Annotated in this window: 18 protein-coding genes; 7 read left to right on the top strand and 11 right to left on the bottom strand. The window is 71.6% G+C overall.

The genetic code is table 11. The features are described 5' to 3' along the window. Positions 1-271 precede the first annotated feature (271 nt). From AC3WSN_RS18355 to AC3WSN_RS18345, 3 genes are all read left to right on the top strand, one after another. Positions 272-1,261, top strand: a complete 990-nt coding sequence (locus AC3WSN_RS18355) for a c-type cytochrome (RefSeq protein ID WP_492539875.1) — start codon at positions 272-274, stop codon at positions 1,259-1,261. Between the two features lie 153 nt (positions 1,262-1,414). Beyond that, on the top strand, positions 1,415-2,596 hold the full coding sequence (locus tag AC3WSN_RS18350; protein ID WP_492539873.1) for a multidrug effflux MFS transporter: 1,182 nt from the start codon (positions 1,415-1,417) through the stop codon (positions 2,594-2,596). A 72-nt stretch (positions 2,597-2,668) separates the two neighbouring features. After that, positions 2,669-2,938 (top strand): hypothetical protein, encoded by a 270-nt coding sequence (locus AC3WSN_RS18345; RefSeq protein WP_492539871.1) that lies wholly within the window; start codon positions 2,669-2,671, stop codon positions 2,936-2,938. Positions 2,939-2,984: 46 nt separating this feature from the next. On the opposite strand, the gene AC3WSN_RS18340 is transcribed toward AC3WSN_RS18345, so the two are convergent. Together AC3WSN_RS18340 and AC3WSN_RS18335 are read right to left on the bottom strand one after the other, a co-directional pair. Next, the gene (locus AC3WSN_RS18340; protein ID WP_492539869.1) at positions 2,985-3,497 is read right to left on the bottom strand and encodes a GNAT family N-acetyltransferase; all 513 of its coding nucleotides are present in this window, start codon (positions 3,495-3,497) and stop codon (positions 2,985-2,987) included. Positions 3,498-3,572: 75 nt separating this feature from the next. Beyond that, the gene (locus AC3WSN_RS18335) at positions 3,573-4,769 is read right to left on the bottom strand and encodes an MFS transporter (protein ID WP_192707891.1); all 1,197 of its coding nucleotides are present in this window, start codon (positions 4,767-4,769) and stop codon (positions 3,573-3,575) included. Between the two features lie 62 nt (positions 4,770-4,831). On the opposite strand from AC3WSN_RS18335, the gene AC3WSN_RS18330 reads away from it, so the two are divergent. After that, complete coding sequence (locus tag AC3WSN_RS18330) at positions 4,832-5,629, top strand: AraC family ligand binding domain-containing protein (RefSeq protein WP_492539866.1); 798 nt, start codon at positions 4,832-4,834, stop codon at positions 5,627-5,629. A gap of 180 nt (positions 5,630-5,809) precedes the next feature. Continuing rightward, a complete protein-coding gene (locus AC3WSN_RS18325; protein ID WP_492539864.1) occupies positions 5,810-6,421 on the top strand; it encodes an NIPSNAP family protein in 612 nt (203 codons plus the stop codon). A gap of 9 nt (positions 6,422-6,430) precedes the next feature. Here the strand turns inward: AC3WSN_RS18325 and AC3WSN_RS18320 are convergent, their stop codons facing one another. The 9 genes from AC3WSN_RS18320 to AC3WSN_RS18280 form a co-directional block, all read right to left on the bottom strand. After that, on the bottom strand, positions 6,431-7,537 hold the full coding sequence (locus tag AC3WSN_RS18320) for a microcin C ABC transporter permease YejB (protein WP_238196776.1): 1,107 nt from the start codon (positions 7,535-7,537) through the stop codon (positions 6,431-6,433). A gap of 4 nt (positions 7,538-7,541) precedes the next feature. After that, positions 7,542-9,404, bottom strand: coding sequence for an extracellular solute-binding protein (locus tag AC3WSN_RS18315; protein WP_492539862.1), 1,863 nt, complete (start codon positions 9,402-9,404; stop codon positions 7,542-7,544). After that, positions 9,401-11,314: an extracellular solute-binding protein gene (locus tag AC3WSN_RS18310; protein ID WP_492539860.1), complete on the bottom strand. Its 1,914-nt coding sequence runs from the start codon at positions 11,312-11,314 to the stop codon at positions 9,401-9,403. Before AC3WSN_RS18310 ends, AC3WSN_RS18315 begins: the two co-directional genes overlap by 4 nt. A gap of 144 nt (positions 11,315-11,458) precedes the next feature. After that, positions 11,459-13,543: a hypothetical protein gene (locus AC3WSN_RS18305; RefSeq protein ID WP_492539858.1), complete on the bottom strand. Its 2,085-nt coding sequence runs from the start codon at positions 13,541-13,543 to the stop codon at positions 11,459-11,461. 214 nt (positions 13,544-13,757) lie between these two features. After that, entirely contained in the window at positions 13,758-16,577 is a 2,820-nt protein-coding gene (locus AC3WSN_RS18300; RefSeq protein ID WP_492539856.1) for a DUF4159 domain-containing protein, read from the bottom strand. Between the two features lie 7 nt (positions 16,578-16,584). Then, positions 16,585-17,496, bottom strand: coding sequence for a DUF58 domain-containing protein (locus AC3WSN_RS18295; RefSeq protein WP_492539854.1), 912 nt, complete (start codon positions 17,494-17,496; stop codon positions 16,585-16,587). A gap of 2 nt (positions 17,497-17,498) precedes the next feature. Further along, a complete protein-coding gene (locus AC3WSN_RS18290; protein WP_238196857.1) occupies positions 17,499-18,503 on the bottom strand; it encodes an AAA family ATPase in 1,005 nt (334 codons plus the stop codon). Between the two features lie 255 nt (positions 18,504-18,758). Then, the gene (gene map / locus AC3WSN_RS18285) at positions 18,759-19,511 is read right to left on the bottom strand and encodes a type I methionyl aminopeptidase (RefSeq protein WP_492539852.1); all 753 of its coding nucleotides are present in this window, start codon (positions 19,509-19,511) and stop codon (positions 18,759-18,761) included. A 191-nt stretch (positions 19,512-19,702) separates the two neighbouring features. Beyond that, positions 19,703-20,251, bottom strand: coding sequence for a formaldehyde-activating enzyme (locus AC3WSN_RS18280; RefSeq protein ID WP_111473287.1), 549 nt, complete (start codon positions 20,249-20,251; stop codon positions 19,703-19,705). Positions 20,252-20,639: 388 nt separating this feature from the next. Between AC3WSN_RS18280 and AC3WSN_RS18275 the strand changes: the two genes are divergently transcribed. Beyond that, positions 20,640-23,765, top strand: a complete 3,126-nt coding sequence (locus tag AC3WSN_RS18275) for a rhamnan synthesis F family protein (protein WP_492539850.1) — start codon at positions 20,640-20,642, stop codon at positions 23,763-23,765. Positions 23,766-23,803: 38 nt separating this feature from the next. Beyond that, complete coding sequence (locus tag AC3WSN_RS18270; RefSeq protein WP_492539848.1) at positions 23,804-25,366, top strand: glycosyltransferase family 2 protein; 1,563 nt, start codon at positions 23,804-23,806, stop codon at positions 25,364-25,366. The last annotated feature ends 101 nt before the right edge of the window (positions 25,367-25,467 follow it).

The following is a 25,467-nucleotide window of genomic DNA, read 5'->3' as shown; positions in this document are numbered from 1 at the left end:
GGCTGCTTAACAGGCCCGCTCCCGGTTGTCGTCCCCCGCGGCCGGCGGGCGGGGCACGTGGAGAAAAGATGCCGCAAAGCGGCCGCGGGGTGACAAGCTGGACAATTCGGTGGAACAATCCTGCGCCGCAGCGCCGCGGATGGGCCCGGCGGCATTGTCAGGAGCCGTCCGGAACGGCTAAGGCAACCTCGAAATCTTCCAATGTCCGGTGTCCGAGCCTGCTCGCCCGTGTCAGGCGCGCGATCGGTCCGGGCCGAGTCGCGAGAAGAGCATGAACTCGTTCGAGGTGAACAAAGTCCTGGGGGCCGTCCTGGGCGCCCTGCTGTTCGCGGCCGGATCGGGTTTCGTCGCCGAATTGATCTATCATCCGAAGCCGGCGGGCAAAGCCGGCTACGACCTGCCCGAGCCGGAGCCGCAGGCTGCCGCCGCGGCGCCCGAGGCCAAGGTCGAGCCGATCGCGGTCCGGCTCGCGAGCGCCAACGCCGAGAAGGGCGAGGCCGGCACGAAGGCCTGCCACGCCTGCCACAACTTCGAGAAGGGCGGTCCCAACAAGGTCGGCCCGGATCTTTACGGCGTCGTCGAGCGGCCGAAGGGCGGCCATCCCGGCTTCGAGTACTCGGCGGCCCTGAAGGAGAAGGGCGGCACCTGGACCTACGCGGATCTCGACGCCTTCCTCACCAATCCAAAGGGCTACGCGAAGGGCACCAAGATGGCCTTCGCCGGCATCGCCTCGCCGCAGGAGCGGGCGAACGTGATCGCCTACCTGCGGTCCAACGCGGACGATCCCAAGCCGCTGCCCGCTGTCGAGAAGAGCGACGCGGCGCCTGCGGCCGAGCCGGCGGCAGCGAAGCCCGAAGACAAGCCGGCTGCCGATAAGGCCGCTGCCGACAAGCCGTCCGCCGCGAAGCCGGCGGCGTCGAAGCCCTCCGAGGGTAAGGATAGCCCGGCCAAGCCTGCCGACACCAGCACGGCCAAGCCGGTCGAAGAGAAATCCCCCGGCAGCCCGCGCGCCCCGAGCGAGTCGAGCGACCGGAACGCGCCGTCGCCCCCGGCCAGCGCCCATGACGGCGACCAGCAGGGAACGCCGTCGAGCGTGATCCCCGCCGAGCCCACGGCGCCCGCGTCCCCGGCCGCCAAGGAGCCCCCGGCCCAGGCCAATCCCGAGGCGGTCGAGCGGGCGAAGGACCTCGAGGTCGGCGGTCCGACCAAGGACCGGAACGCGCCGCTTCCGACGCCGCAGCCCCTGCCCAAGCAGCAATAGGGCCGACCGGGCCGTCACGCGGCCCGGATACGGCGTCGGTCGGACACCCCGCGCGTCAGGCGCGTTCCGATGGCATGGCTCCGGGCCCGGCCTTTGCCTTAAAGCGGCCGCGACCCGGCATCTGTCCGGGTCGGCAACCGCGAAGGAACTGCCTTGCCCGTGCGAAGTCCCGATGCGGGGGAGCGACGCGCTTCCCTGCCGCTGCTGGTCGCCGTGACCATGACCGGAACGGTGGCCCTGCACATCTTCGTGCCGGCCCTCGCGGCGGCGGCCGCGGATCTCGGCACCAACGCGGCCGGCGCGCAACTCACCATCACCGTCTACCTGATCGGTCTCGCGGGCGGTCAGCTGCTCTACGGCCCGCTCTCGGACCGGTACGGAAGGCGGCCGATCCTGATCGGCGGGCTCGGCCTCTATCTCGTCGGGCTGCTGCTCGCGATCCCGGCGCCGAACATCGGAACCCTGCTGGTCGCCCGCGTCCTGCAATCGCTCGGCGCCTGCGGCTCCCTGGTGATCGGCCGCGCCATGGTGCGGGACGTCTCGACCCGCGAGGATGCGGCCCGCAAGCTCGCGATCCTGACGACCGCGATGACGCTCACGCCGGCGCTGGCGCCGGCGATCGGGGGCGTGGTGAACGAGGCTTTCGGCTGGCGCGCCGTGTTCGTGGTGCTCGCCGGCCTCGTGGCCGTGCTGGGCGCCCTGGTGGTGTTCACCCTGCCCGAGACCAACCGCCACAAGGTGGCGCTGCCGGGCTTCGTCGCCGTGCTCGCCGGCTATCTGCGGCTCGTGCGGATTCCGGTGTTCCGGGCCTACCTGGTTGCCGGCGCCTGCGGTGGCACCAGTCTCTACGCCTTCCTGGCGGTGGCGCCGTTCCTGCTCGTGGACCGGCTCGGGCGCTCGTCGCAGGAGGTCGGGTTCGATTGCCTGATCGTGGTGTTCGGCATGGTCGGCGGTGCGGTCCTGGCGAGCCGCCTCGCCGCCCGCGTGCCGATCCGCAAGGCCGCGCGGAGCGGCAACCTTCTCTGCATCGCGGCGGCGCTGTCGCTGCTGGTGGTCGACCGGACCGGGATGCTCGGCGTCGTCAGCCTGATCGTGCCGCTGTTCGCCTACGCGGTCGGCGTCGGCCTGCTCAGCCCGAACGCGGTGGCCGGCCTGATGAACGTCGATCCGCACGCGGCCGGCTCGGCTTCCAGCCTCTACGGCTTCACCCAGATGACCTTCGGGGCGCTGTTCACGGCCGCGGCATCCGCTTGGCCCGCCACCTCGGCGACGCCCGTCGCGCTGGCACTCCTCTCGGCCGGGGTGATCGCCGGGCTGGCCCTCCGACGGGCGTGAGGCCCGGCCGGCTGTTTCGGAACGGTCCGGGCGGGTCCGGCATTACGAGGCCCCAACAGCAGGAGACACGCCATGCAGCGCTTGCCCATCATCGTCCTGGCCACCCTGGCCCTCGGCGGCACCGCCTTCGCGGCAGAGCAGGGGGCCTCGTCCCGGACGCCCGGTCGCGAGATGCAGGATCGCGGCAGCAAGGCCGGAAGCCCCGGCGCCTCCGGTTACGCGCCCGGTCATGAGATGAAGTCCGGCACCTCAGACGCGACCGGCTCGACCTCCCGCACGGGCGGTTCGGCCACCGGGACCTCCGGGACGTCCGGCACCAGCGGAACGGGCACCCACCGCTGACAGGCTCACGCTTCAACGCCGCCCGACCTCTTCGGCCGGGCGGACACTACACGTCCGACGCCGGGACCGCTTCCACCAGACCGGCGACCCGGTCGCGAAAACCCGCCGCCAGCTCCAGCCACAGGAGCCGCGTCGGATCGACCGGTCCCGGCAGGGTGATCTTCCCCGGAGGCACGGGGGTGAACCCGAAGCGGGCGTAGTAGGGGGCATCGCCCACCAGGATCACGAGGCCTTCGCCCGCCTCCCGCGCCGCCTCGATCGCCGCGCGGGTCAGGGTGCCGCCGATCCCGCGGCCCTCGAAGCTCGGGTCGACGGCGAGCGGTCCGAGCATCACGAACGACGTCGTTCCGGTCCGTACCGGCCCCATCCGCACCGAGCCGACGAGGAAGCTGCCCACGGAGGCGGTGACGCCGAGGTCGATCCGCTCGGCCGCGCCCTCGCGCAGGCGATACGCGGTGCGGGCGAACCGGCCGGGGCCGAAGGCCCGGGCCTGGAGCCGCTCGATGGCGGAAGCATCCTCCGGCCGCTCGGGCCGGATGACGAGGGACAGGGGGGTCACGGCGGGGTCACAAGGGGCTCACGGGTCGGACGAGGGCCGCGTAGCAGCGTCCGCCCAGGGCCGCAAACGGTCCCGCTACTCCGCTGCGGCGAGCGCGGGCCGCGCGCCGCCCTGGGTCAGCCTGAGGAAGCCGATCGCCGAGAGCCAGATCACCGCGCCGCAAGCGGAGGCGACGCCGAGCACCAGCCCGAAGCCGCCGCGGTCATGCAGCAGCGCGATGGCCGGGACCACGAACCCGCTCGCCGTGAAGCCCACGAAATAGCGCACGCTGTAGGCCCGGGCGCGGTAGGCGGGGGGCACGTAGCGGGCGATCATCGCGTCGTTGATCACCACCTGTCCGTAGATTGCCGTCATGGCCAGCACGAGGCCGACGAGCAGGGGCACACCGGTGCTCAGGGCCGCGATCCCGAGGCCCAGTGGCTGCAGCACCGAGAGCGCCACGAACAGGGCGGGCAGGCTGTAGCGGTCGATCAGACGGCCCATGGCGAGTTGCATCAGGGCGCCGAACAGGAACACGCCGGTGGCGAGCGAGCCGGTCAGCGCCAGGGGCAGCGCGTGGCCGACGCCCTCGTCGATCACCTTGGGCAGGCTGATCGTCGTCAGGTTGAAGGTCAGTCCGCCCGCGAAGATCGACAGGCCGAACATCGCCATCAGCGCCCAGGGCCGGGTCACCGGGATCACCGCGGCGCCGCCGGCCTTCTTGCCCGAAGCCTCGCCGTCGCCCGGCACCAGCGCCAGGAAGGCGGCCCCGCAGGCGAGGCAGACGAGGCCCGGGACCACGAAGGCCGCGCGCCAGCTGATGGTGGCGGCGAGCAGCGCGGTGAGGCCGGAGGCCGAGGCCGCGCCGAAATTGCCCCAGACGCCGTTGATGCCGAGATCGCGCCCGAGCCGGCGGGCATGGGTCACCAGCATGGCCGAGCCGACCGGGTGGTAGATCGCCGAGGCCAGGCCGAGCACGCAGAGCCAGAGGGCGAAGCCGAGCGGCGTCGAGGCGCTCGCCACGCCGAGGCAGGACAGGCCGTAGCCGAAGAAGAACACCGCCAGCATGTTGCGGCGCCCGAACCGGTCGGCCAGCGAGCCCATCGGCAGGGAGCACAGGCCGAAGGCCACGAAAGCGCCGGTCGCGAGCCCGATCAGCTCGCCGTAGCCGAGCCCGGTCTGGGCCGCGATGGCGATGACCGCGGTCGGGTAGATCAGCAGCACGAAGTGATCGAGGGCGTGCGCGACGTTGACGAAGCGCAGCGTGCGGCGAGACAGCGTGTCCGAATCCATCGCGGCGTATCCTCCGGGATCTGACCCTGATAGCCTGACCCGATGGAGGTGTCGGGCCGAGTATGTATGCGAACGGGCCATTTTCGCCGGGTGACGCCGCGCGGCCAACGCGGTCCACGAACGCGGCTGACTATCAGGACGTGCCGCGCGCGGTCGCGGTGATGCCCAAGGCCTACGCGGCCGGGATGGTCCTCGATCGCCACTTCCACCAGCGCGCGCAGCTCCTCTACGCCACCGCCGGCCTGATGATGGCGTCGGCCGAGGACGGCACCTGGGTCGTGCCCGAGGGGCATGCCCTGTGGATCCCGCCGCGCCTGCCGCACGCGGTGGCGACCCACGGCGCGGTTGCGATGTGCTCGGCCTATCTCGATCCGGCCGCCGTCACGGGCTTTCCGGCAGGCTGCCGGGTGATCGCGGTCTCGCCGCTCCTGGCCGCGGCGCTGACGGCCCTGGCGGCGGAGCCGGTGCTGTACGAGGAGGACGGGCGCGGCGGCCATCTCGCCGCCCTGGTGCTCGACGAGATCGGCCGGGCGCCCGCGACGCCGCTCGTCCTGCCGCTGCCCCGCGATCCGCGCCTGCGCCGGGTCTGTTTCGGGCTGATCGAGGATCCGGCCTCGGAGGCGGATCTCGACGCCTGGGCGGACCGCGCTGGGGCGAGCCGGCGCACGCTGACCCGCGGCTTCCGGGCGGAGACGGGCCTGAGCTTCGGCGACTGGCGTGCGCGCGCCCGGGTGATCCGCGCCCTGGCGCTGGAGGCCGAGGGGCGCTCGCCCCGGGCCGTGGCGGCGGCGGTGGGCTACCGGAGCGCCCAGGCGCTGCGCCTGACTGTGGCGCGGGTTCTGGATGGGCCCGGCACGTGATGTGACCTCACTTCGTCCGTCAGATGTTACGATCTTGGCCGTCGAAGCCCCGGCGCTGTCTTTGCGAGCGAAGCGAAGCAATCCAGGGCGGCGCCACGTCTCCCGATATCGCGCCGCCCTGGGTGACGTCGCGTCGCGCGCCGTGACGGAGCGGGCGCCCATAGAAGGCGGAATCAGTCCATGCTCTACGAACTCGCGACCCTGTCCTGTCCGCTTCTCGCCGCCGGAGCTGTCTGCGAACGGGCGCGGGCCTGGGTCGCCGAGGCGGAGGCCGGGACGCTGCTCGGCTGCTGGCGGACCGAGATCGGCACCCTCGGGCAGGTTCTCGTCCTGCGCGGCTTCGACACGCCCGAGGCGATGACGGCGGAGCGGCGGCGCGCCCTGATGAGCGCGGCGCCGTTCAACGCCGGCGATCTGCTCACGGCGCTGACCCTAGACAGCTACGCGCCGTTCCCGTTCCTGCCGCCGCTGCGGACCGGATCGCGCGGCGGCGTCTACGAGGTTCGCACCTACCGGCTGAAGCCCGGCGGCTTGGCGCCGACGCTGGCGGCCTGGGAGGCGGCGATCGCGCCGGCCCGGACCTATACCGAACACCTCGTCACCAACCTCTACGCCCTCGACGGCCCTCCGCGGATCACGCACATCTGGGCCTTCTCCAGCCTTGAGGAGCGCGCGACCCTGCGCGCGGCCGCCTACGCCTCCGGCGTCTGGCCGCCCAAGGGCGGGCCGGACCAGATCGCGGAGGCGACCTCGACCATCGCGCTGCCGGATCCGGGCTCGCCGCTGTCGTGATCTCCGGCCTCAGGTCGCCCGCGCCGAGAAGTCGATCCGCGGGTCGATCCAGACGTAGATCAGGTCGGAGAGCAGGTTCACCGCGAGCCCGAGCAGCGAGAAGATGTAGAGGGTAGCGAACACCACCGGGTAATCCCGCCCGACGATCGCCCGGAACGACAGTTCCCCGAGGCCGTCGAGGGAGAAGATCGTCTCGATCAGCAGAGAACCGGTGAAGAAGGCCGAGATGAAGGCCCCGGGAAAGCCCGCGATCACGATCAGCATGGCGTTGCGGAAGACGTGGCCGTAGAGCACGCGCCGCTCGGACAGGCCCTTCATCCGAGCGGTCAGCACGTACTGCTTGCGGATCTCGTCGAGGAACGAGTTCTTGGTGAGCAGGGTCGAGGTCGCGAAGGCGCCGATGACGAGCGCGGTCAGCGGCAGCACCATGTGCCACGCGTAGTCGGTGACCTTGTGCCAGGTGGAGAATCCCTCCCAGCCCTCGCTGGTCAGGCCGCGCAACGGGAACCACTGGTAGAACGAGCCGCCGGCGAACAGGATGATCAGCATCAGCCCGAACATGAAGCCCGGAATCGCGTAGCCGATGATCACCACGAAGGAGGTCCAGCGGTCGAAGCGCTCGCCGTCCTTCACGGCCTTGCGGATGCCGAGCGGGATCGAGATCGCGTAGGACAGGAGCGTCATCCACAGGCCCAGCGAGATCGAGACCGGCAGGCGCTCCTTGATCAGCTGGATGACGGTGACGTCGCGGAAGTAGCTGCGGCCGAAATCGAAGCGGACGTAGTCCCAGAGCATCTTGGCGAAGCGCTCCGGCGCCGGCCTGTCGAAGCCGAACTGCTTCTCCAGCTTGGCGATGAACTCCGGGCTCAACCCTTGCGCGCCGCGGTAGCGGGAACTCGCCTCGCCGCCGCCACCGGAGGGTCGTGCGGCGCCGCCGAGATCGCCGGAGCCGCCGGTCACGCGCGACATCGCGCCGTCGCGCTGGCCCTGGAGCTGGGACAGCACCCGCTCCACCGGCCCGCCGGGGGCGAACTGCACGATGGTGAAGGTGATCAGCATGATCCCCAGCAGGGTCGGGATCATCAGGCCGATGCGGCGCAGGATGTAAGCGAGCATGGCGTTACTCCCGCCCAATCCGCTTGGCCTTTTCGGCGTCAAACCACCACGTGCCGGGGGCGCCGAGATCGTATTTCGGCGGGTTGGCCGGGCGGCCGTAGATGTCCCACAACGCGAGGCGGTGGGTCGAGCCGTACCACATCGGCACCCAGTAGCGCCCGGCCCGGAGCACCCGGTCGAGGGCCCGGCAGGCCGTGGTGAGCTCCGCCCGCGACTTGGCGTCGGCGATCGCGGTCAGGAGCGTATCGATCGCCGGATCCATGATCCCCGACAGGTTGTTCGATCCCGCGGTTCTGGCCGCCCGGGAGCCGTAAGTCTCGCGCAGCTCCGCGCCCGGCGTCATGCCGCTGGCATAACGGCGGGCGGTGAGATCGAAATCGAAGTCCTTGAGCCGGGCTTGGTACTGCGCGGGATCGACGGTGCGGAGGCTCGCCTTGATCCCCAGGAGTCCAAGATTGCGGATGAAGGGCTGCGTGACCGCCTGGAAGACCGGATCCTCGTCCAGGAATTCGAGGGTCAGCGGCTGCCCGCCGGGCAGCAGAAGGCTTCCCCCCTGCCGCGTGCAGCCGGCCTCCCGCAGCAGCGCGTCGGCGCGCTTGAGCAGGGCCCGGTCCTGGCCGGACCCGTCCGAGACCGGCGGCGTCCAGGCCTCGCCGAACACCTCCGGCGGCAGATCCTTGAGCGGCTCCAGCAGGGCGAGTTCCTCGGCCGAGGGCTTGCCGGTCGCCTTGAGATCGGAATTCTCGAAGAACGAGGCCGTGCGCGTGTAGGCGCCGTACATCAGGTTGCGGTTCGACCATTCGAAGTCGAAGCACAGGCCGATCGCCTCGCGCACGCGGGGATCGCGGAAGGCCGCCCGGCGGGTGTTGATCCACCAGCCCTGGGTGCCGCTCGGCCGCGCATCCGGCACCGTCTCGCGGACGACGCGCCCCTCGGCCAGGGCCGGAAAGTCGTAGCCGGTGGCCCAGACCCGGGCGGTGAATTCCTCCCGGAACGTGAAGGCGCCGCTCTTGAACGCCTCGAACGCCACGGTCCGGTCGCGGAAATACTCGTAGCGGATCATGTCGAAGTTGTTCTGGCCGACATTCACCGGCAGGTCGGCCGCCCAGTAATCCGGCACCCGCTCCAGCCCGATCGAACGGCCGGGATCGACCGCGCCGACCCGGTAGGGGCCGGAACCCAGAGGTGGTTCCAGGGTCGAGGCCTCGAAGTCGCGGCCGCCGTAATAGGCCGCCGAGAAAATCGGCAGCTGCGCCACGAACAGCGGCAGGTCGCGGGCGCGGCCGGCTTCGAAGGTCACGACCAGCCGATCCTCACCCTCGGCCCGCGCGTCGCTCATGGCGCGGATGACCTCGGCGATCTCGGGATGACCCTTGTCGCGCAGGAGCTTCAGGCTGAAGGCGGCGTCCTGCGCGGTGAGCCGCGAGCCGTCGTGGAACCGCGCCTGCGGGCGCAGCGAGAACGTGTAGGTCAGCCCGTCCGGACTGATCGCGACGGAGCGGGCCAGCAGCCCGTAGACCGCGTCCGGCTCGTCGAGGGCGCGGATCATCAGGCTGTCGAAGGTCAGGTTCATCCCGGCGGCACCCTCGCCGCGCAGCACGTAGATGTTGAGCGTGTTGAAGGTGTTGAGCGCCTGGTTCCCGGTCGACGAGGAGAGCTGGCCCGAGAAGCGGCCGCCCCGCGGCGCCATCGGGTTCACGTAGGCGAAGTGCTCGAAGTCCGGGCCGTATTTCAGTTCGCCGAAACTGGAAAGGCCGTGGCGCTCCGCGTCGGCCGCCCAGGTCCCGCCCGACGGCCGGATCGCCGCCAGGGCACCGGCCCCCAGGACCAGGCTCCGGCGGGTCGGCGTCCACGGGGCGCCCGTCAACGCGGGGCCCCGGTCTTCGCGGCCCGCGCCTCGTCGTACCACCACGTCGTCGGGAAGCCAGAGCTGGCGTAGAGCGGCAGGATCGCCGGATGGCCGAACCGGTTCCAGCGCAGGGTCCTCTGCTGGTTCGAGGACCATTGCGGCACGACGTAATCGTGGGCGAGCAGCACCCGGTCGAGGGCGCGGGTGGCCGCGATGACGGCGGGCCGGTCCTTGGCGAAGATCACCTTCTCGATCAGTGCGTCGATGCCGGGATCCTTGATGCCGATCAGGTTGCGCGAGCCCGGCTTGTCGGCGGCCGCCGAGCCCCAGTACTCGCGTTGCTCATTGCCCGGCGAGAGCGACTCGCCCCAGTTCGACGTGGTGACGTCGAAGTCGAAGTTGCGGATGCGGTTCTGGTACTGGGCCTGATCGATCACCCGCAGCGTCGCGTCGATGCCGATGAGCTTCAGCTGCGCCGAGAACGGGAGGATCACCCGCTCGAAGGTGTTCTGGAACTCCAGGAACTCGACGGTCAGCGGCTCGCCCGTGGCCTTGTTGACCATCTTGCCGCCGCGCAGCTCGTAGCCCGCCTCGCGCAGGAGGCCGACGGCCTCGCGCAGGTTCTTGCGCACGGCCTCGGGGCTGTCGTTGACCGGATTGGTGTACGGCGTGGTGAAGACGGATGGAGGGACCTTGTCCTTGACGCTCTCGAGGACCGCCTTCTCGTCGCCCTCCGGCAGGCCCGAGGAGGCCAGCTCCGAGCCGAAGAAGTAGGAGTTGATCCTGTTGTAGAGGCCGTAGAACAGGGCCTTGTTCATCTCCTCGTAGTTCAACGCGAGGTTGAAGGCCCGGCGCACGCGCGGGTCCTTGAACTTGTCCTTGCGGGTGTTGAACACGAAGGCCTGCATGATGCCCATGCCGCGGTCGGGGAACGCCTCCTTGATCAGGCGCCCTTCCTTCACGGCCGGGAAATCGTCGTAGGCCGTGGCCCAGTTCCGGGCGATGTTCTCGACGCGGAAGTCGTAGAGGTCGCCCTTCAGCGCCTCGACCAGCACGGTGCCGTCGCGGAAATACTCGTAGCGTTCCGTGTCGAAGTTGTAGCGCCCGGCATTCACCGGCAGGTCCTTGCCCCAATAGTCGGGCACGCGGGTGTAGGTCGCGGTCCGGCCGGGCTCGAACTTCGCGAGCCGGTACGGGCCGGAACCGAGCGGCGGCTCCAGGGTGGTCTCGGTGACGCTGCGTTGCTTGCCGTTGGCGTCCTTAGCGGTCCACCAGTGCTTGGGCAGGACGCGCAGCTGCCCGATCACCTGCGGCAGCTCGCGGTTGCCGGTCTCGGTGAAGGTGAAGGTCACCTCGCGCGGCCCGGTCGCCTCGGCCTTCGCGACCGTCTGGTAATAGGCGCCGTAGAACGGGCTGTTGGCCTTCAGCACGTCGAAGGACCAGACCACGTCCTCGGGGGTGATCGGCTTGCCGTCGTGCCAGCGGGCGTTCTCGCGCAGCCGGTACGAGACCGAGCCGAGATCGGGGGCGATCCGGACCGCCTCGGCGAGCAGGCCGTAGGAGGTGAACGGCTCGTCCGACGACTCGGTCATCAGCGGATCGTAGATCTGCTGGACGCCGCCTTCGAGATCGCCCTTCAGGCCGGCGACGACGATGTTGAAGTTGTCGAACCCGCCCTGCGCGCCGAAGCGGACCATTCCGCCCTTGGGGGCGGCCGGTTCGGCGTAGTCGAAATGCTTGAAGTCGGGGCCGTATTTCGGCTGGCCCATCAGCGTGATCGCGTGGGTCCACTGGCCGTTCGCGGCGGGCAGGGTGGCCGGCGTCGACGGCATCGCGGCCGGTTCCTGCGCGTGCGCCGGGGCGAGCTGGAGGCAGGCGACGAGGAGCGTCGCGGCGAGAAGGCGTCCGGTCGCGGTCTGCGCTGTCACGGGCAGGCTGTCTCCGTTGCGTCGAGCCCGCGCGGGGCGCGGGCGTTCAGTCAGGGTCATAGGCCGGGCGTGCCCCGGGCGTCGAGCGCGCTCACACACACGCCATGGCGCCAAGCCAGGCGCGCCGAGCGCGAACGGATGTCCTCACGCCGCCCGGCCTCGTCGGCCCTCGACCAGCCACATGGCGAGCAGGGCCGCGGCAAGCGCGGCGAGCGCCGCCAGACCCAGCGCCAGCGGGTAGACCTCGACGCCGCGGATGTTGGCGCTGTCGCTCGGCCGGAAGCCGATCCAGTCGCCGCCGGCCAGGCGGCCGCCGCGCACCACCGCGAGACGCGGCACCTGGATGCCGCCGCCGGCCTCGGCGATCCGGCGGACCGAGCCGCCCGACCCGTCGGCCACGGCCTTCAGGCGCTCGGTGTCGCTGAAGACGTCGGCGAGCTCGCGGGGATTGGCGGGTCCGACGCTGACGAAGGCGACGAGGTTGCCCGAGCGCAGGGTGTGCAGCCCGAGCGTCTCGGCGTCGAAGGTGGCGGTGAACAGGCCGGGCTCGCCGGGCTTCAGCGTCAGCGTCGCCACCTTGCCGGTCGGTCCGGTGACGGTGACGGGCTCGGTCTGGTCCGCCATGGTCTGCCGCTCGACCCGCACCTCGCGACCGCGGCCGGTGGTCTGAGCGCGCAGGGCCTCCTCCTCCAGGGCCGGCTCCTTCATCAGCCAGTGGCCGAGGCGGCGCAGCAGGTCGAGATAGGGACCGCCTTCCTGGTAGCCCCGGGCCCAGAGCCAGGCATGATCGGACAGGAGCAGGGCGACCCGGCCCTTGTCCTCGCGCGACAGGGCGAGCAGCGGCAGCCCCTCGGCGCCCGACAGGATCGGCTGGATGCCGGGGCGGGTCCGGGCCTCGATGATGCGCAGCCAGTCGCCCCAGGCGGGCGGGTTGGCGTCCGAGCCCGGCAGGGCGCGGGTGACCGGATGCCGCTGGCCGATCTGGGTCGGCGCCGCCTTGTAGGGCTTCTCGACGACGCGCCCGTCCGGATCGCCGGGCAGGATGCCGGCGAGGCGCGTGCGGGCGAGGCTCGCGGGGCCGGCGAATTCGGGGCCGGCCGCGATCAGCAGGGCGCCGCCCTCGCGGACATAGCGGACGATGTTGTCGAAATAGGCCTGCGGCAGCACGCTCTGGTTGGCGTAGCGGTCGAAGATGATCAGGTCGAAATCCTTGATCTTCTGGACGAACAGCTCGCGCGTCGGGAAGGCGATCAGGGAGAGTTCCGAGATGGGCGTGCCGTCCTGCTTCTCCGGCGGGCGCAGGATGGTGAAGTGGACGAGGTCGACGTTGGCGTCGGACTTCAGCAGGTTGCGCCACGTCCGCTCGCCCTGGTGGGGCTCGCCGGAGACCAGCAGCACCCGGAGCTTCTCGCGGATGCCCTCGATCGGCAGAACCGCGCGGTTGTTGACCGTCGTGAGCTCGCCCGGCAGCGGCTCGACCTCGATCTCCACCACGTTCGGGCCGCCATGCTCGATGCGGGTGGTCAGCGCGAACGGCTTGTCGGTCGCCACATCCCGCCGGCCGATCTCCTCGCCGTCGCGGCGCACCGTCACGACCGCGTGGCCGGTGCCGCCGCGCTCCATCACCTCGGCGCGGATCGTCAGGTCCTTGCCGACGATGCCGAAGCGGGGCGCTTCCAGGAGCTTGATCTGACGGTCGCGCTCGTCCGGATGGCCGGTGACGAGGACGTGGAGCGGCGCCTTGATGCCGAGCTGGGCGAGCGACGCCGGGACGTCGTGGACCACGCCGTCCGTGAGCATCACGATTCCGGCGAGCCGCTCCGGCGGCACATCGGCGAGCGCCTGGCCCAGAGCGGTGAACAGCTTGGTGCCGTCATCGCCGTCCTTGGCGTCGGGCACGTCGATGAAGCGCGGCTCGATATTGGCGAGGGCGCCGAAGCGGCGCTGCAGCTCGGCGCGGACCGTGTCGGTCATTTGCGGGCGGTCGCCGAGGGCTTGCGATCCGGACCGGTCGACCACGATGGCCGCCACGTCCTTCACGGGCTCGCGGTCCTCGCGCACCAGGGCCGGGTTGGTGAGGGCCGCCAGGACCAGCGCGAGGACCAGGACTCGCAGCAGCGCGGTCCGGCCGCGCGCCAGCACGGCGAACACCGCCAGGACGGCGACGATGGCGCCGAGGACGGCGATGGCCGGCCAGGGCAGGAGGGGGGTGAAGCTGAGGCTCAACATGACGATCCGGCCTCCGGGACCTGTGCATTCCGAGCGGCCGTGGGCCGATCAGCCCCTCTCATCCTGAGGGGCCGCGCCAGCGGCCGCGAAGGCGGGCTCCAGGGAGCGCGGCGCCCTCTGGAGGGCTCCTTCGAGGCGTCCGCCGCGCACCCGCACCTCAGGATGAGGCCGGCTGACGGGACCACGTGTTCCCTGCGGGCGCGGTTCAAACCCATCACTGACCCAGCCGCTCCAGCAGCGCGGGCACGTGGACCTGATCCGCCTTGTAGTTGCCGGTCAGCGTGTACATCACGATGTTGACGCCGCCGCGGAACGCCATCTCGCGCTGGCGCTGGTCGCCGCCCACCACCGGGTAGAGCGGCTCGCCCCGGCGGCCCACCGCCCAGGCGGCGGCGAGATCGTTGCCGGTGATGATGATCGGGCTGACGCCGTCGCCCGCCCGCGCCGGTCGGCGCTCGGCGCCCTCGGCGGCGGGCGGCAGGGCTTCCACCCAGGTCTGGCCGGTAGCGTAGCGGCCCGGGAAGCTGTCCACGAGGTAGAACGCCTTGGTCAGCACGTGGTCGAGGGGCACCGGCTCCAGCTCCGGCACCTCGAGCGTCGCCAGCATCTTGCGCAGATAGGCGGCCTCCGGTGAGGGTGGCCCGCCCGGGCGGGCAGTGAGCGCGTCGCGGGTGTCGAACAGGACCGTGCCGCCGTTGCGCATAAACGCGTCGATCTTGCGGATCGCGGCTTCCGAGGGTTGCGGCCGGCCGGGCGCGATCGGCCAGTAGATCAGCGGATAGAAGGCCAGCTCGTCCTTGGCCGGGTCGATCCCGGCCGGCTCGCCGGGCTCCAGGGCGGTGCGGGAGGCCAGCATCTGGGTCAGGCCGGTGAGCCCGGTCCGGCTCGCCTCGTCCACGGCGGCATCGCCCGTGATCACGTAGGCGAGGCGCGTGACCAGCGCCGACTCGATGCCGTTCGGCCGGTTGGCCGGTGGTTCCTCGGCGCGCACCGGCTGTCCGGGCAGCGCCGCGAATACCAGCAGGCCCGCCAGTGCCACGACCGCGGGCCGCCCGCGCAGGCGGGCCGCCAGCCCAGCACGGCGCAGGAAGCCGCCGAGCCACAGGCCCGCCAGGGTGTCGAGGGCGAGCAGAAGCAGCGCGAGGGTGAACAGGCTCGGACGCAGGTCCAGGGCCTCGGCCCCGGCGAGCGATCCGGTGCGGGCGCTCGCGAGAGCGGCCGTGTCCAGGGGCTTCAGCCGGTCGTCCGGTTTCAGGGCGTTCACGCTGATGCCTCCGTCCGGCGGGCCGTAGAAGCCCGGCGGGTGTTCGGAATTGGCCCGGTCGGCGTAGTCGGCCGCCACCGCGGTGGCCGAGGCGGGGGGCGAGCCGAGCGCCCCGAACCCGTCCAGCGTCACCCGCGGGGCGAGGACCGGGGCGGCCGCTCGCGCGGCCTCTCCCTGGACCGGCGCCGAGGCGCCGGCCAGCGCCACGACGCGCCGGAGCATGTCGATGAACAGCCCGGAGAGCGGCAGGTTCGACCACGTCGTGTCGGCGGTGACGTGGAACAGCACGATCGTGCCCTGGCCGCGCTTCTGCGCGGTCACGATCGGGGTGCCGTCCTGGAGCGATGCCCAGGTCCGGTTCGGCAGGTCGCCATCCGGCTCGGCCAGGATCTGCCGGCGCACGCCGATATCGGCCGGCGGCGTCAGGCCCGCGAACGGGCTCTCGGGCGGGAAGGGGGCCAGGGTCTTGGGGCTGTCCCAGGAGAGCGTCCCGCCGAGCGTCCGGCCGCCGCGGCGCAGGCGCACCGGCACCAGCGAATCGTTGCCGGCGGCGAGCCGCGGGCCGGCGAAGCGCAGAAGCAGGCCGCCCTCCTTCACGAAGCTCTCGATCCGGGCGGTGGTCTTCTCGTCCAGCGCGCCGACATCGGCCAGCACCAGAACCGAGACCTGATTGTCGAGGAGCTGGTTGATCGAGTCCGCCGTGCCCTTGGCGCCGCGCGGCTCCTGCACGTCCGCGAAGGGCTGGAGTGCGCGGGCGAGGTAGTAGGTCGGCGCCAGCAGGGGCTGGGCTTGGTCGAGGGTGCCGCCGAAGACCAGGCCGACCCGGCGCCGCTTGCCGCGCTCGTCCTGCAGCACCACGGCGCCGGCCGAGCGCTCGCCCGCGATCTCCAGCCGGCTGATGCTGTTGCGCAGCTCCACGGGCATCTCGAAGGTCGCGTCCGCTTCGGTGGCATCGGCCGCGAAGGCGAAGTCGCGCTCGGCGAGCGGCAGGCCCTTCTGGTCCAGCGCCCGGATCACGCCGGAATCGCGCCCGTTCGGCACGGCCCGCAGGGCGTGGGTGACGAGCTTGCCGGCATTCTCGGTGGCGATGAGGGCCAAAGCCGGCGGCCTGTCGGCGCGCAGGATGGTGAGCGCGGCGCCGCTGCCGCCGACGAGGTCGGCGAGGCCCTTGGCGAAGCGCTCGTCGCTGGCGCCGGCGACACCGTCGCTGATCCAGACGAGTCCGGCCCCCTGGTTCTTCTCCAGGAAGGCGCCGATGGTGGCGAGATGCGCGTCCCGGGCGGGCAGGATCGGACGCGGCGCGAGGGCGCGCAGCCGCTCAAGCGCGGCGGCCGGCGTCTTCGCCTCGAAGGCTGCGGGCGCATCCGCCAGCCCGATCACCGCCACAGGCCGGCCGTCGCGGGCGGCGCCCTCCACGGCGTCGGTGGCGACGCGGAGCCGGTCGCGCCAGTCGTGGGCGGCGGGAAAGCCGTTGTCGAGGAGCACGAGGAGGGCCGTGCGGCCGCCCCCAGCCCCGACGCCCCCGGCGTTCCAGACCGGGCCGGCGACCGCCAGGATCAGGGCGGCGGCGATCAGCAACCGGAGGATCAGCAGCCAGGGCGGCGTCCGGGCCGGCGTCTGCCGCTGCGGGATCAGGTCCGCGACGAGCTTGAGCGGCGGGAAGTTGATCCGCCGCGGGCGCGGCGGGGTCACCCGCAACAGGAACCACAGGGCGGGAAGGCCGATCAGGGCGGCGAGCGCCAGAGGCGCCGCGAAGGTCAGACCCAGCATGCCGGCCTCACTCCGTGCCGCGGGCGGCGATCAGCGTGGCGAGCCGGAGGGCCGCCTCGCTCGCCGGCCGGTCGGTGCGGTGGATCGTCAGAGTCCAGCCCTGGCTGCGGGTAATGGCGGCCAACGCGGCCCGGTGCTCGGCGATCCGGGCGCGGTAGCGCGCGCCCCAGGCGTCGGCGTCGCCGATATCGAGGCTGAGGCTGCCTTCGAGATCATGCAGCACGGCCTGCCCGGTGAACGGAAAGGTCTCCTCGATCGGATCGACGATCACCAGGAGATGGCCGCGGCTGCCGCGGCCGGCGAGGCTCTGCACGGAGGCGGCGATCCGGTCCGGCGCGGTCAGGAAGTCGCCGATCAGCACCACCTCGTCGAAGCGGGCGGGGCTCGCCCGGGGCGGCAGGTCCTCGGTCAGGCCGGCCTTGTCCGCCACCAGCGCCTGCGCCAGCCGCTCGACGATCCCGCGGGACGCGGTCGCCCGGGTCAGCCCGAGAAGGCCCACGCGCTCACCGCCTTCCACGAAGGCGTCGGCGAGCCCCAGCCCCAGGATGAGGGCGCGCTCGACCTTCGGGGCCGACGCCAGGTCCGAGGAGAAGCCCATGGAGGCCGAGCGGTCGATCCACAGCCAGATGTTGTGAGCGGCCTCCCATTCGCGCTCGCGCACGTAGAGCCGGTCGTCCCGGGCCGAGCGGCGCCAGTCGACCCGGGCGGCGGCCTCGCCGGTGACGAAGGGTCGGAACTGCCAGAAGCTCTCGCCCGGCCCGGCGCGGCGGCGGCCGTGCAGGCCGTGGGCCAGCAGGCTCGACACGCGGCGCGCCTCCAGGACGAGGCGGGGCATCTTGTCGGAGAGGGCGGTCGCGCCCTCGCTCTCGCGCCGGCCGGGGATGCGCCTGCCGGCGTCGAGGGCGTTCGTCGCGACCAAGATCAGAGCTTCTCCGCGAGCTTGGCGATCAGGCCCTCGATGGTCTCGCCGTCGGCCCGGGCGGTGTAGCTCAGCGCCATGCGGTGCTTGAGCACCGGCTCGGCCAGCGCCTTCACGTCGGCCACGGACGGCGCGACCCGGCCCTCGATCAGCGCCCGGGCGCGGGCGGCGAGCGTGAGCGCCTGGCTGGCGCGGGGGCCGGGGCCCCAGAGGAGCTTGTCCTTCACGATCGCGTCGCCGCTGTCGGGTCTCGCCGCACGGACGAGGTCGAGGATCGCCTCGACCACGGCCTCGCCCACCGGCAGCCGGCGCACGAGGCGCTGGGCGGTGAGCAACTGCTCGGTGGACATCACCGCGCGCGGGCGCGCCTCGTCGACGCCGGTGGTCTCGATCAGGATCCGGCGCTCGGCGGCGCGGTCGGGGTAGCCGACGTCGATCTCCAGGAGGAAGCGGTCGAGCTGCGCCTCGGGCAGCGGGTAGGTGCCCTCCTGCTCGATCGGGTTCTGGGTCGCCAGGACGTGGAACGGCCGGGGCAGGTCGTGGCGGGCGCCCGCCACCGAGACGTGGCCCTCCTGCATGGCCTGGAGCAGGGCCGACTGCGTGCGCGGGCTCGCCCGGTTGATCTCGTCGGCCATCAGGAGCTGGGTGAAGACCGGTCCCTGCACGAACCGGAAGGCGCGGCGGCGGTCGGCATCCTCCTCCAGGATCTCGGTGCCGAGGATGTCGGACGGCATCAGGTCCGGGGTGAACTGCACGCGCCGCGCGTCGAGGCCGAGCACGGTGCCGAGCGTCTCCACGAGCTTGGTCTTGGCGAGGCCCGGCAGGCCGACCAGCAGGCCGTGGCCGCCCGCCAGGATGGTCACAAGGGCGAGATCGACGACCTTCTCCTGCCCGAAGATCACCCCGTGGATCGCCTCCCGCGCCGCGCCGACGGCGGCGAGACAGCTCTCCGCGGTGGCCACGATGCCGTCGTCGAGGGTGGTGGCCGGGCTGATCCCCTGCGTCATGCCGTCATCCATCTCCTGCTCGGGGCCCCGCGGGACCCCGCCGGTCATTCCGACAAGTGTGGGGCTTCTGATACCGGGCTGGCAAGGTCGGGATCGCCGCACGCCGAATCGCGGCCGAAGCTGGCGCATGGCGCCGCGGCCCTGTTCCGGACCGCGCCGCTCACCGGCGACGGCGATGAGGCCGGGCGTGGGGCGCCTCGCCCGCTGCTCCGTGGCCCAAGGATCGACGGCGCCACCTCGGGACCGGCCGGGCCCCTATTGTCCCGGCATCGTCAGGACCAGCGGACCGCTGCGCGTGGCGACGACGGTGTGCTCGTACTGGACCGTCGGCGCCCTCGGCCGGCTGTAGAGGGTCCAAGGATCGTCGCCGTCCTCGGCGAACTCGGCGCCCAGAGACAGGAACGGCTCGACGGTGAACACCAGCCCCTCCGTCATGATCCGGCGCTCGGAGGCGTCGGGCCAGGTCGCGATCTCCGTCGGCTCCTCGTGGAGCGACAGGCCGACGCCGTGGCTGGCGAGGTTGCGCACCAGCGTGTAGCCGTTCTTGCGCGCAAAATCGCCGACCGCCCGGCCGATCCCCGCCAGCGGCTTGCCGGTGCCGACCTGGCGCAGGCCCGCCCACATCGCCCGGCGCCCGTCCCGGCAGAGCCGCTCGACCCTGCGGGTCACCGGCGGAACGGCGAAGGACGCGCCCGTATCGGCGAAGTAGCCGTCCTTCTCGGCGGAGACATCGATGTTGACCAGGTCGCCCGGCTCGATCCGGCGGTCGCCCGGGATGCCGTGCGCGATCCGCTCGTTGATGCTGATGCAGGTCGCGCCGGGGAAGCCGTAGACCATCTCGGGCGCCGGGCGGGCTCCGGCGGCCTCCATGTATGCGCGTCCGATCCGGTCGAGCTCGCGCTCGGTGATGCCGGGCTCGATGGCCTTGCCCATGATCTCCAGCGCCTCGGCGACGATGCGCCCGATCCGCTTCAGTCCGGCCAGATCATCCTCGCTGGATACGGTCACGGCGTCTCCCTTCGCAAAGCCTCACGCGGCCGAGATCCCGGCGCACCGGAACGGCCGCGTCCCGTGGGCGCGCCCAGGTCCGCGCCCCGCTCGGGTGTTCGGACACCGGACAGACGCGCGCCAGCCCGGCCGGCCGGAGCAGGGTCGGGCCGTAGGCGCGGATCCCGCTCCGGCACGGGCCGGGGAAGCGCTCAGATTTTCCCTTCGAGGCCCATTGTGTAGTACTTGTGGACGATCTTCTCCTGGTTCTCCAAGAGCCAGTCGATCGACGGCTCGTTGGTCATCGCCTTGCGGATCGCCTCGGTCATGCCCTTGCGCTGGATCTCGAACAGCGCCTTGTGGTCGACCGTCTGGGCCTCGATCACGCCGGGGCTCAGCCAGACCGAGCAGATGATGCCGAGATCGTTGGCCTTCTCCTTCGGGATGTAGCCCGCCCGCACGGCGTCGAGCACGCCGTTGGCGATGGCGAACTGCACCGTGCCCATCAGGATCGACGTGTACTTGCTCTCGGTCACGCTGACCTTGGAGACGCACAGGGTCACCGGGCGGACCATGATGTCGGTGTTGAGCAGCGCGAAGACGCGGCTGTGGCCCACCACCTGGTCGCCGGTCAGCGTCGCCAGGGCCGTGCCGACCGGCCCGTCGAGCTCGCCGATGATGACTTCCGGCTCGGACGCGGTGTTGGGCGGGCCGCCCGCCACCAGGGCTTCGCCGGCGCGGAGGATGATGCGTTCACTCATGACGGTAGGCTCCATCGGTTGGGGCACGAAGGGGAGGGCGTGTCCGGCGGCGTCCCGGCGGGCAGCCCGTCCTCGGGGGTGAGATCAGCCACCGGGCTGCTCTGCTTGCAGGTACGCTGTGCAGTCGCGCTGCGTTGCCGTGAGCGCGCCTCGTATACGAACGCGAGGCCGCCCGGATAGGCGACGCGCGGATTTTCCCGGGATCGTGCCGCGCCTCCGGCCTCGGCCCGGCGCAGCGCCCGGGTCTTGGCGCGGGCGGGCTGGACCATTAGGAAGGCGCCTGAGCCGGCGCCGGTCGTGCCCGCGACTGCCGGCCGAACCCCTTGATGTCTCTCGCGGATCGCGGCGTGGGCAGCTTTGCGGGCTTCCCGCGTATCCGGACCATGTCATGCGCCTTCGAGATGTGTTCGCTGCCGGGTCGTCCGAGAAGGCCGGCCTCGCCAGGGCCGCGCAATCCCTCGCACGGCCGCTCACCCGTCGCCTGAAGCGGGACCGCCGCAGCGGGCCGCGGCAGGCCGACCTCGTCCGGGCCGTGAAGGAATCGGGCCTGTTCGACGCGGCCTGGTACGCGCGGCGCTACCCGGATGTCGCCACCGAGGGGATCGATCCCGCGACCCATTACGCCGTCCACGGCGGACGCGAAGGCCGCTGGCCGCACCCACTGTTCCACGGCGACCTGTACCTCGCGGCGAACCCGACCCTGCGCGCCGAGGGCATCAACCCGCTCCTGCACTACGTCGAGCGCGGCGCGGCGGCCGGGCAGGCGCCGAACCCGCTGTTCGATCCCGACTGGTACGCCGAGCGGTATCTCGGCGGCCGGGCGGCGCGCGCGCGCGCCCTGTTCCATTTCCTGGAGAGCGGTGAGACCGACCCGTCGCCCGCCTTCGACACGGCGTGGTACCGCGCCCGCTATCCCGATGCCCGGCGCGAGCCGATCAACGCCCTCGTCCACTACATCACGGTCGGGAAGCAGCAGGGCTACCTGCGCAATGCCGAGGAACTCGCCAGCCTATCCCGCCACGTCGAGCTGATCCGGCGATCCGGGCTGTTCGACGCCGCGTATTACCGCGATCGCTGTCCCGAGGCCGAGACCAGCGGCCTCGAGCCGCTGGAGCATTACGTGATGGCCGGCGGCTACCGCCGTCACGCGCCGCACCCGCTGTTCGATCCGGACTGGTACGCCGCCCAGGCGCCCGAGATCGTACCGGAGAGCCTCAATCCGCTGGTCCATTTCCTGGAGCACGGTGCCGCCGACGGGCACGATCCGGGCCCGTGGTTCGACACGCGCTGGTACCGCGCGGCCTACCTCGCCGACGATGCGGCGACGAACCCGCTCGCCCATTTCCTCGCGGATGGCGGCCGCACTACCAGCCCGTCGCCCCGCTTCGACGCGCCCTGGTACCTCACGGAATACCCGGAGGCCGCGGCGCGCGGACTGAACCCGCTGGTTCACTACATCCAGTACGGCATCGGCCAGGGGAAGCGGACCCGCTGCGTCGCGGGCACCGCGGGATCCGGGGATCCGGCCCAGGCGCCGCTCGTCTGCCTGAAGCGCGAACCGCGCCGGCATGCCCGCACCGCCCTGTTCATCACGCATTCCGGCAACGGCCGCATCAAGGGCCATGTCGAGCCGTACCTGCGCGCCTTCATCGAGAACGACGCCGACGTGGTGCTGATCGTCGCGGCCGACCAGCGCAAGACGGTCGTGCCGCAGGCGCTGATCGACCTGTGCGCCTCGGTCTACGTGCGCGAGAACGGCGGCTTTGACTTCGCCGCCTGGGCGCATGTGCTGGCCGAGGACGGCGAGCTGCTGGACGCGGACACGCTCTACCTGGTCAACGACAGCCTCGTCGGTCCCCTCGACCGCGACGCCTTCGCCGGCATCCTGGCCCGGATCGATGGCTGCTCGGAGGAGGTCGTCGGCCTGCTCGACAACTTCTACTACAGTGACCACCTGCAGAGCTTCTTCCTGGCGCTGAAGCGGCGCTGCCTGTCATGCTACGGCTTCAACCAGTACATGCAGGCGATCCGGAGCTGGCCGGACAAGAACGTCGTCATCACCGAGTACGAGTTGACCTTCTCGGCCCGGATGCGCGCGGCGGGCATGAACACGCGGGCCCTGTTCTCCACCCGCAACCGGCACACGACCCTGGTGAACGATCCGCGCAACAACCGCGCTCTGTTCGACTGGGAGAACCTGCTGGGGCAGGGCTTCCCGTTCGTGAAGCGCTCGCTTCTCGGCGAGCACGCGGCGCTCGGCGGAAAGCCGTTGCGTAAGGCGCTCGAGGAATCGAGCTTCGACCTCGATCGCCTGGAGCCGACCTATGCCACGCCGGGTGCCAGGGTCTGGGCAGACCTGGCGCGGCCGACGCGCGCCGCCGGACTGCCGCGCGTCACCTTCGTGAGCCCGACCAATTACGCCAACGGTCTCGGCGTCGCGGGCCGCGGCTACGCCCGGGCGATCCACCGGACGCCCTGGCAGGTGAACCTGCACCCGCTCGAAGTCCCGTTCCACGTCCACGCGCGCGTCGCGCCGGGCTGGCAGGCCGAGACCTTCGCGGGACCGGCCGACGTCGCCGTGGTCCATCTCAACGGCGAAACCTGGACCTCGCTAATGAGCCCGCGCCAGCAGGCGATCGTCGCGCAGGCGCGCCGGAAGGTTGGGCTGTTCGTCTGGGAGACCTCCTACGTCCCGGAGGACTGGCTTCGGACCGTCGACAGCCTCGACGCGATCTGGACCCCGACCGAGTTCTGCGCCGACATCTTCCGGTCGATCACCGACATCCCGGTCGAGATCGTGCCGCACGTCGTCGAGAACGAGCCCGGGGAGCCCGCGAGCGCCGCGGCCAAGGCCCGCCTGCGGGCGAGCTTCTCGATCGACCCGGCCAAGCGGCTGATCCTCTACGCCTTCGACGGCTCGAGCTATCTCGCCCGCAAGAACCCGCACGCGCTGATCCGGGCCTTCCGCGCCGCCGGTCTCGCGAAGAGCGGCTGGCAGCTCGTGCTGAAGACCAAGCACGTCTTCGACCTTCCCGGCGAAGGCAGGCGGCTCCTCGAGCTCGTGGGCAAGGGCGGAGACGTGGTCGTGATCGATCAGCCGCTCTCGGCGCGGGAGCTCGCGATCCTGTTCGAGACCTGTGACGTCTATGCCTCCTCGCACTCCTCGGAGGGCTTCGGCCTGACGATCGCGGAGGCCATGGAGATGGGCAAGGTGGTGGTCGCCACCGATTTCGGCGGCAGCCGCGACTTCCTCGACGCGACCTGCGGTTTCCCGGTCCGGGCCGACATCGTCGCCCTTGAGGATTCGTACGGCCCTTATCTCAAAGGCTCGACCTGGGGACGCGTCGACGAGGACGATCTCGCGCGGGCCCTGAACGCCGCTGCGGCTGCGGTGACGAGCGGCGAGGCGCAGCGGATCGGCGCGGCGGCCAAGGCCCGGATCCGGGAGCGCCTGTCGGCCGCCGCCGTCGCCGCCGCAATGGAGGCGAGCCTCGCCCGCCTCTTGGCCGAATGACCGCCGGACATCCGGCCCCCTCGCTGAGACCGATCACGATGCGCAGCCATTCGGCCCCCTCGCCCGCCTGGGAGGCGATCGCCTGGGGGGCGCCCGCCGGCCCCAAGGCGGCCGGGCCCAACGCGAACACGCCGGTCGTGCCGATCCTCCTCGACGCGGACCTTCAGCCGTTCGACAGGCGCCCGCTCGCCGCGGACTCGATCGAGCGGGCGGACGGCGCGGTGTTCCTGGTGGCGCCGGCGACCGCCACACCCTGCCCGGATGTGCTCGAGCGGATCCGCGCGGCCCTGTCGGCGCGGCCCGACATCGGCATCTTCTACGGGGATGACGCCGTCGTCGACGCTGAGGGCTTGGTCACGAGCGTCCACTGCAAGCCGGCCTTCAATCCGGGCCTGCTGATGGCGGATGACTATATCGGCTTCCCCCTGGTCATCCGCGCCTCGGTGCTCGCCGCCGTGACGCCCACCTTCGGCCGGCGCGAGGGGAACGCCGCGTGGTTCGCCTTCTGCCTGGACGCGCTCTCGGCCGGGATCGGCCTCGACCGCATCCCGCACACGCTGCTCGCCTCGCCCCTCGCTCGGCCGAAGGCCGGGCGCAAGGCCCGCGCCCGTGTCCTGGAGCGGTGGTTCCGCGCCACTGGCCAGCCGCTCACGACGGCGGCCGGGCTCACGCCGGACACACTGGAGATCCGGCGGACGCTGGCCGATCCGCCCCCCGTGACTCTGGTGATCCCGACCGCGCAGAGCCGGCCCAAGGACGGCGACGGCGTTCCCACCGACCGGCCGCACATCGTCCAGCTCCTGGACAGCCTCGCGCGCAGCACCTACCCGGCCAACCGGATCACCGTGCTGATCGGCGACGACCGCGAGGATGACGCGATCTATCGGGGACGCGCCGACCGTTTCACGGTCAAGCGCATCGACACGCGTCGTCCCGCGGGCGAGCCGTTCAACTATGCCGCCAAGATGAACCGGCTGTGGCGCGCCGCCGAAACCGACCTGATCATCCTGATGAACGACGACCTCGTCGTCCGCCGCCGCGGATGGATCGAGGCCTTGCTGACCTTCGCTATGGACCAGGGCGTCGGCGGGGTCGGCGGACGGCTGCTGTTCCCGGACGGGACGATCCAGCACGCCGGCATGACCGGCGGCATCTTCGGCGTCTTCGCTCATCCCTGGTATAAGCGGCCGGCGGCGGAGCGGACCTACGCGGACTGGGCGCTCACCCAGCGCGACTGCTCGGCCGTGACCGGGGCGCTGTTCGCCACCCGCAAGGCCGTGCTGGAGGCCGTCAACGGCTTCGACGAGGGCTTCGCCCTCGACTTCAACGACGTCGATCTCTGCCTGAAGCTGCGCCTGCTCGGCTATCGCATCGTCTACACGCCGTTCGCCGAGATGGCGCACCATGAGAGCGCGTCGCGGACGACCAACTTCGCCCCCGGCTCGCAGACAGCGCGCTTCCTGCGCCGCTGGCACGATGTGCTGGCGGAAGATCCCTCCTACAGCCCGCAGCTGCGCACCGACACCGACGTGGTCGCCCCGCGGGCCGACGCAACCCGCTGGATCACGGAGCGCGGGACCGGAGCGGCCGCCGGGCGCTGACCCGCTCGCGCCGGCGACGGGATCCGCCGGTGCGCAACGGAGGCTGCGAACTCTCGCGGACATCCGGAGCATCGCGAGGTCTGAACGAGCGCGATCGTCGG

The organism is Methylobacterium sp. FW102-HT35C08 (genome assembly GCF_058790235.1).
Note: the sequence above shows the minus strand (reverse complement) of the source record. Positions and strands in the feature narration are given on the sequence as shown.

Coding starts and splice junctions, on each gene's coding strand:
- AC3WSN_RS18335 (WP_192707891.1), bottom strand. CDS start 4,769: ATGGATTCGGACACGCTGTCTCGCCGCACGCTGCGCTTCGTCAACGTC.
- AC3WSN_RS18270 (WP_492539848.1), top strand. CDS start 23,804: ATGCGCAGCCATTCGGCCCCCTCGCCCGCCTGGGAGGCGATCGCCTGG.
- AC3WSN_RS18355 (WP_492539875.1), top strand. CDS start 272: ATGAACTCGTTCGAGGTGAACAAAGTCCTGGGGGCCGTCCTGGGCGCC.
- AC3WSN_RS18320 (WP_238196776.1), bottom strand. CDS start 7,537: ATGCTCGCTTACATCCTGCGCCGCATCGGCCTGATGATCCCGACCCTG.
- AC3WSN_RS18330 (WP_492539866.1), top strand. CDS start 4,832: ATGTATGCGAACGGGCCATTTTCGCCGGGTGACGCCGCGCGGCCAACG.
- AC3WSN_RS18280 (WP_111473287.1), bottom strand. CDS start 20,251: ATGAGTGAACGCATCATCCTCCGCGCCGGCGAAGCCCTGGTGGCGGGC.
- AC3WSN_RS18300 (WP_492539856.1), bottom strand. CDS start 16,577: ATGCTGGGTCTGACCTTCGCGGCGCCTCTGGCGCTCGCCGCCCTGATC.
- AC3WSN_RS18345 (WP_492539871.1), top strand. CDS start 2,669: ATGCAGCGCTTGCCCATCATCGTCCTGGCCACCCTGGCCCTCGGCGGC.
- AC3WSN_RS18290 (WP_238196857.1), bottom strand. CDS start 18,503: ATGACGCAGGGGATCAGCCCGGCCACCACCCTCGACGACGGCATCGTG.
- AC3WSN_RS18305 (WP_492539858.1), bottom strand. CDS start 13,543: ATGTTGAGCCTCAGCTTCACCCCCCTCCTGCCCTGGCCGGCCATCGCC.
- AC3WSN_RS18325 (WP_492539864.1), top strand. CDS start 5,810: ATGCTCTACGAACTCGCGACCCTGTCCTGTCCGCTTCTCGCCGCCGGA.
- AC3WSN_RS18275 (WP_492539850.1), top strand. CDS start 20,640: ATGCGCCTTCGAGATGTGTTCGCTGCCGGGTCGTCCGAGAAGGCCGGC.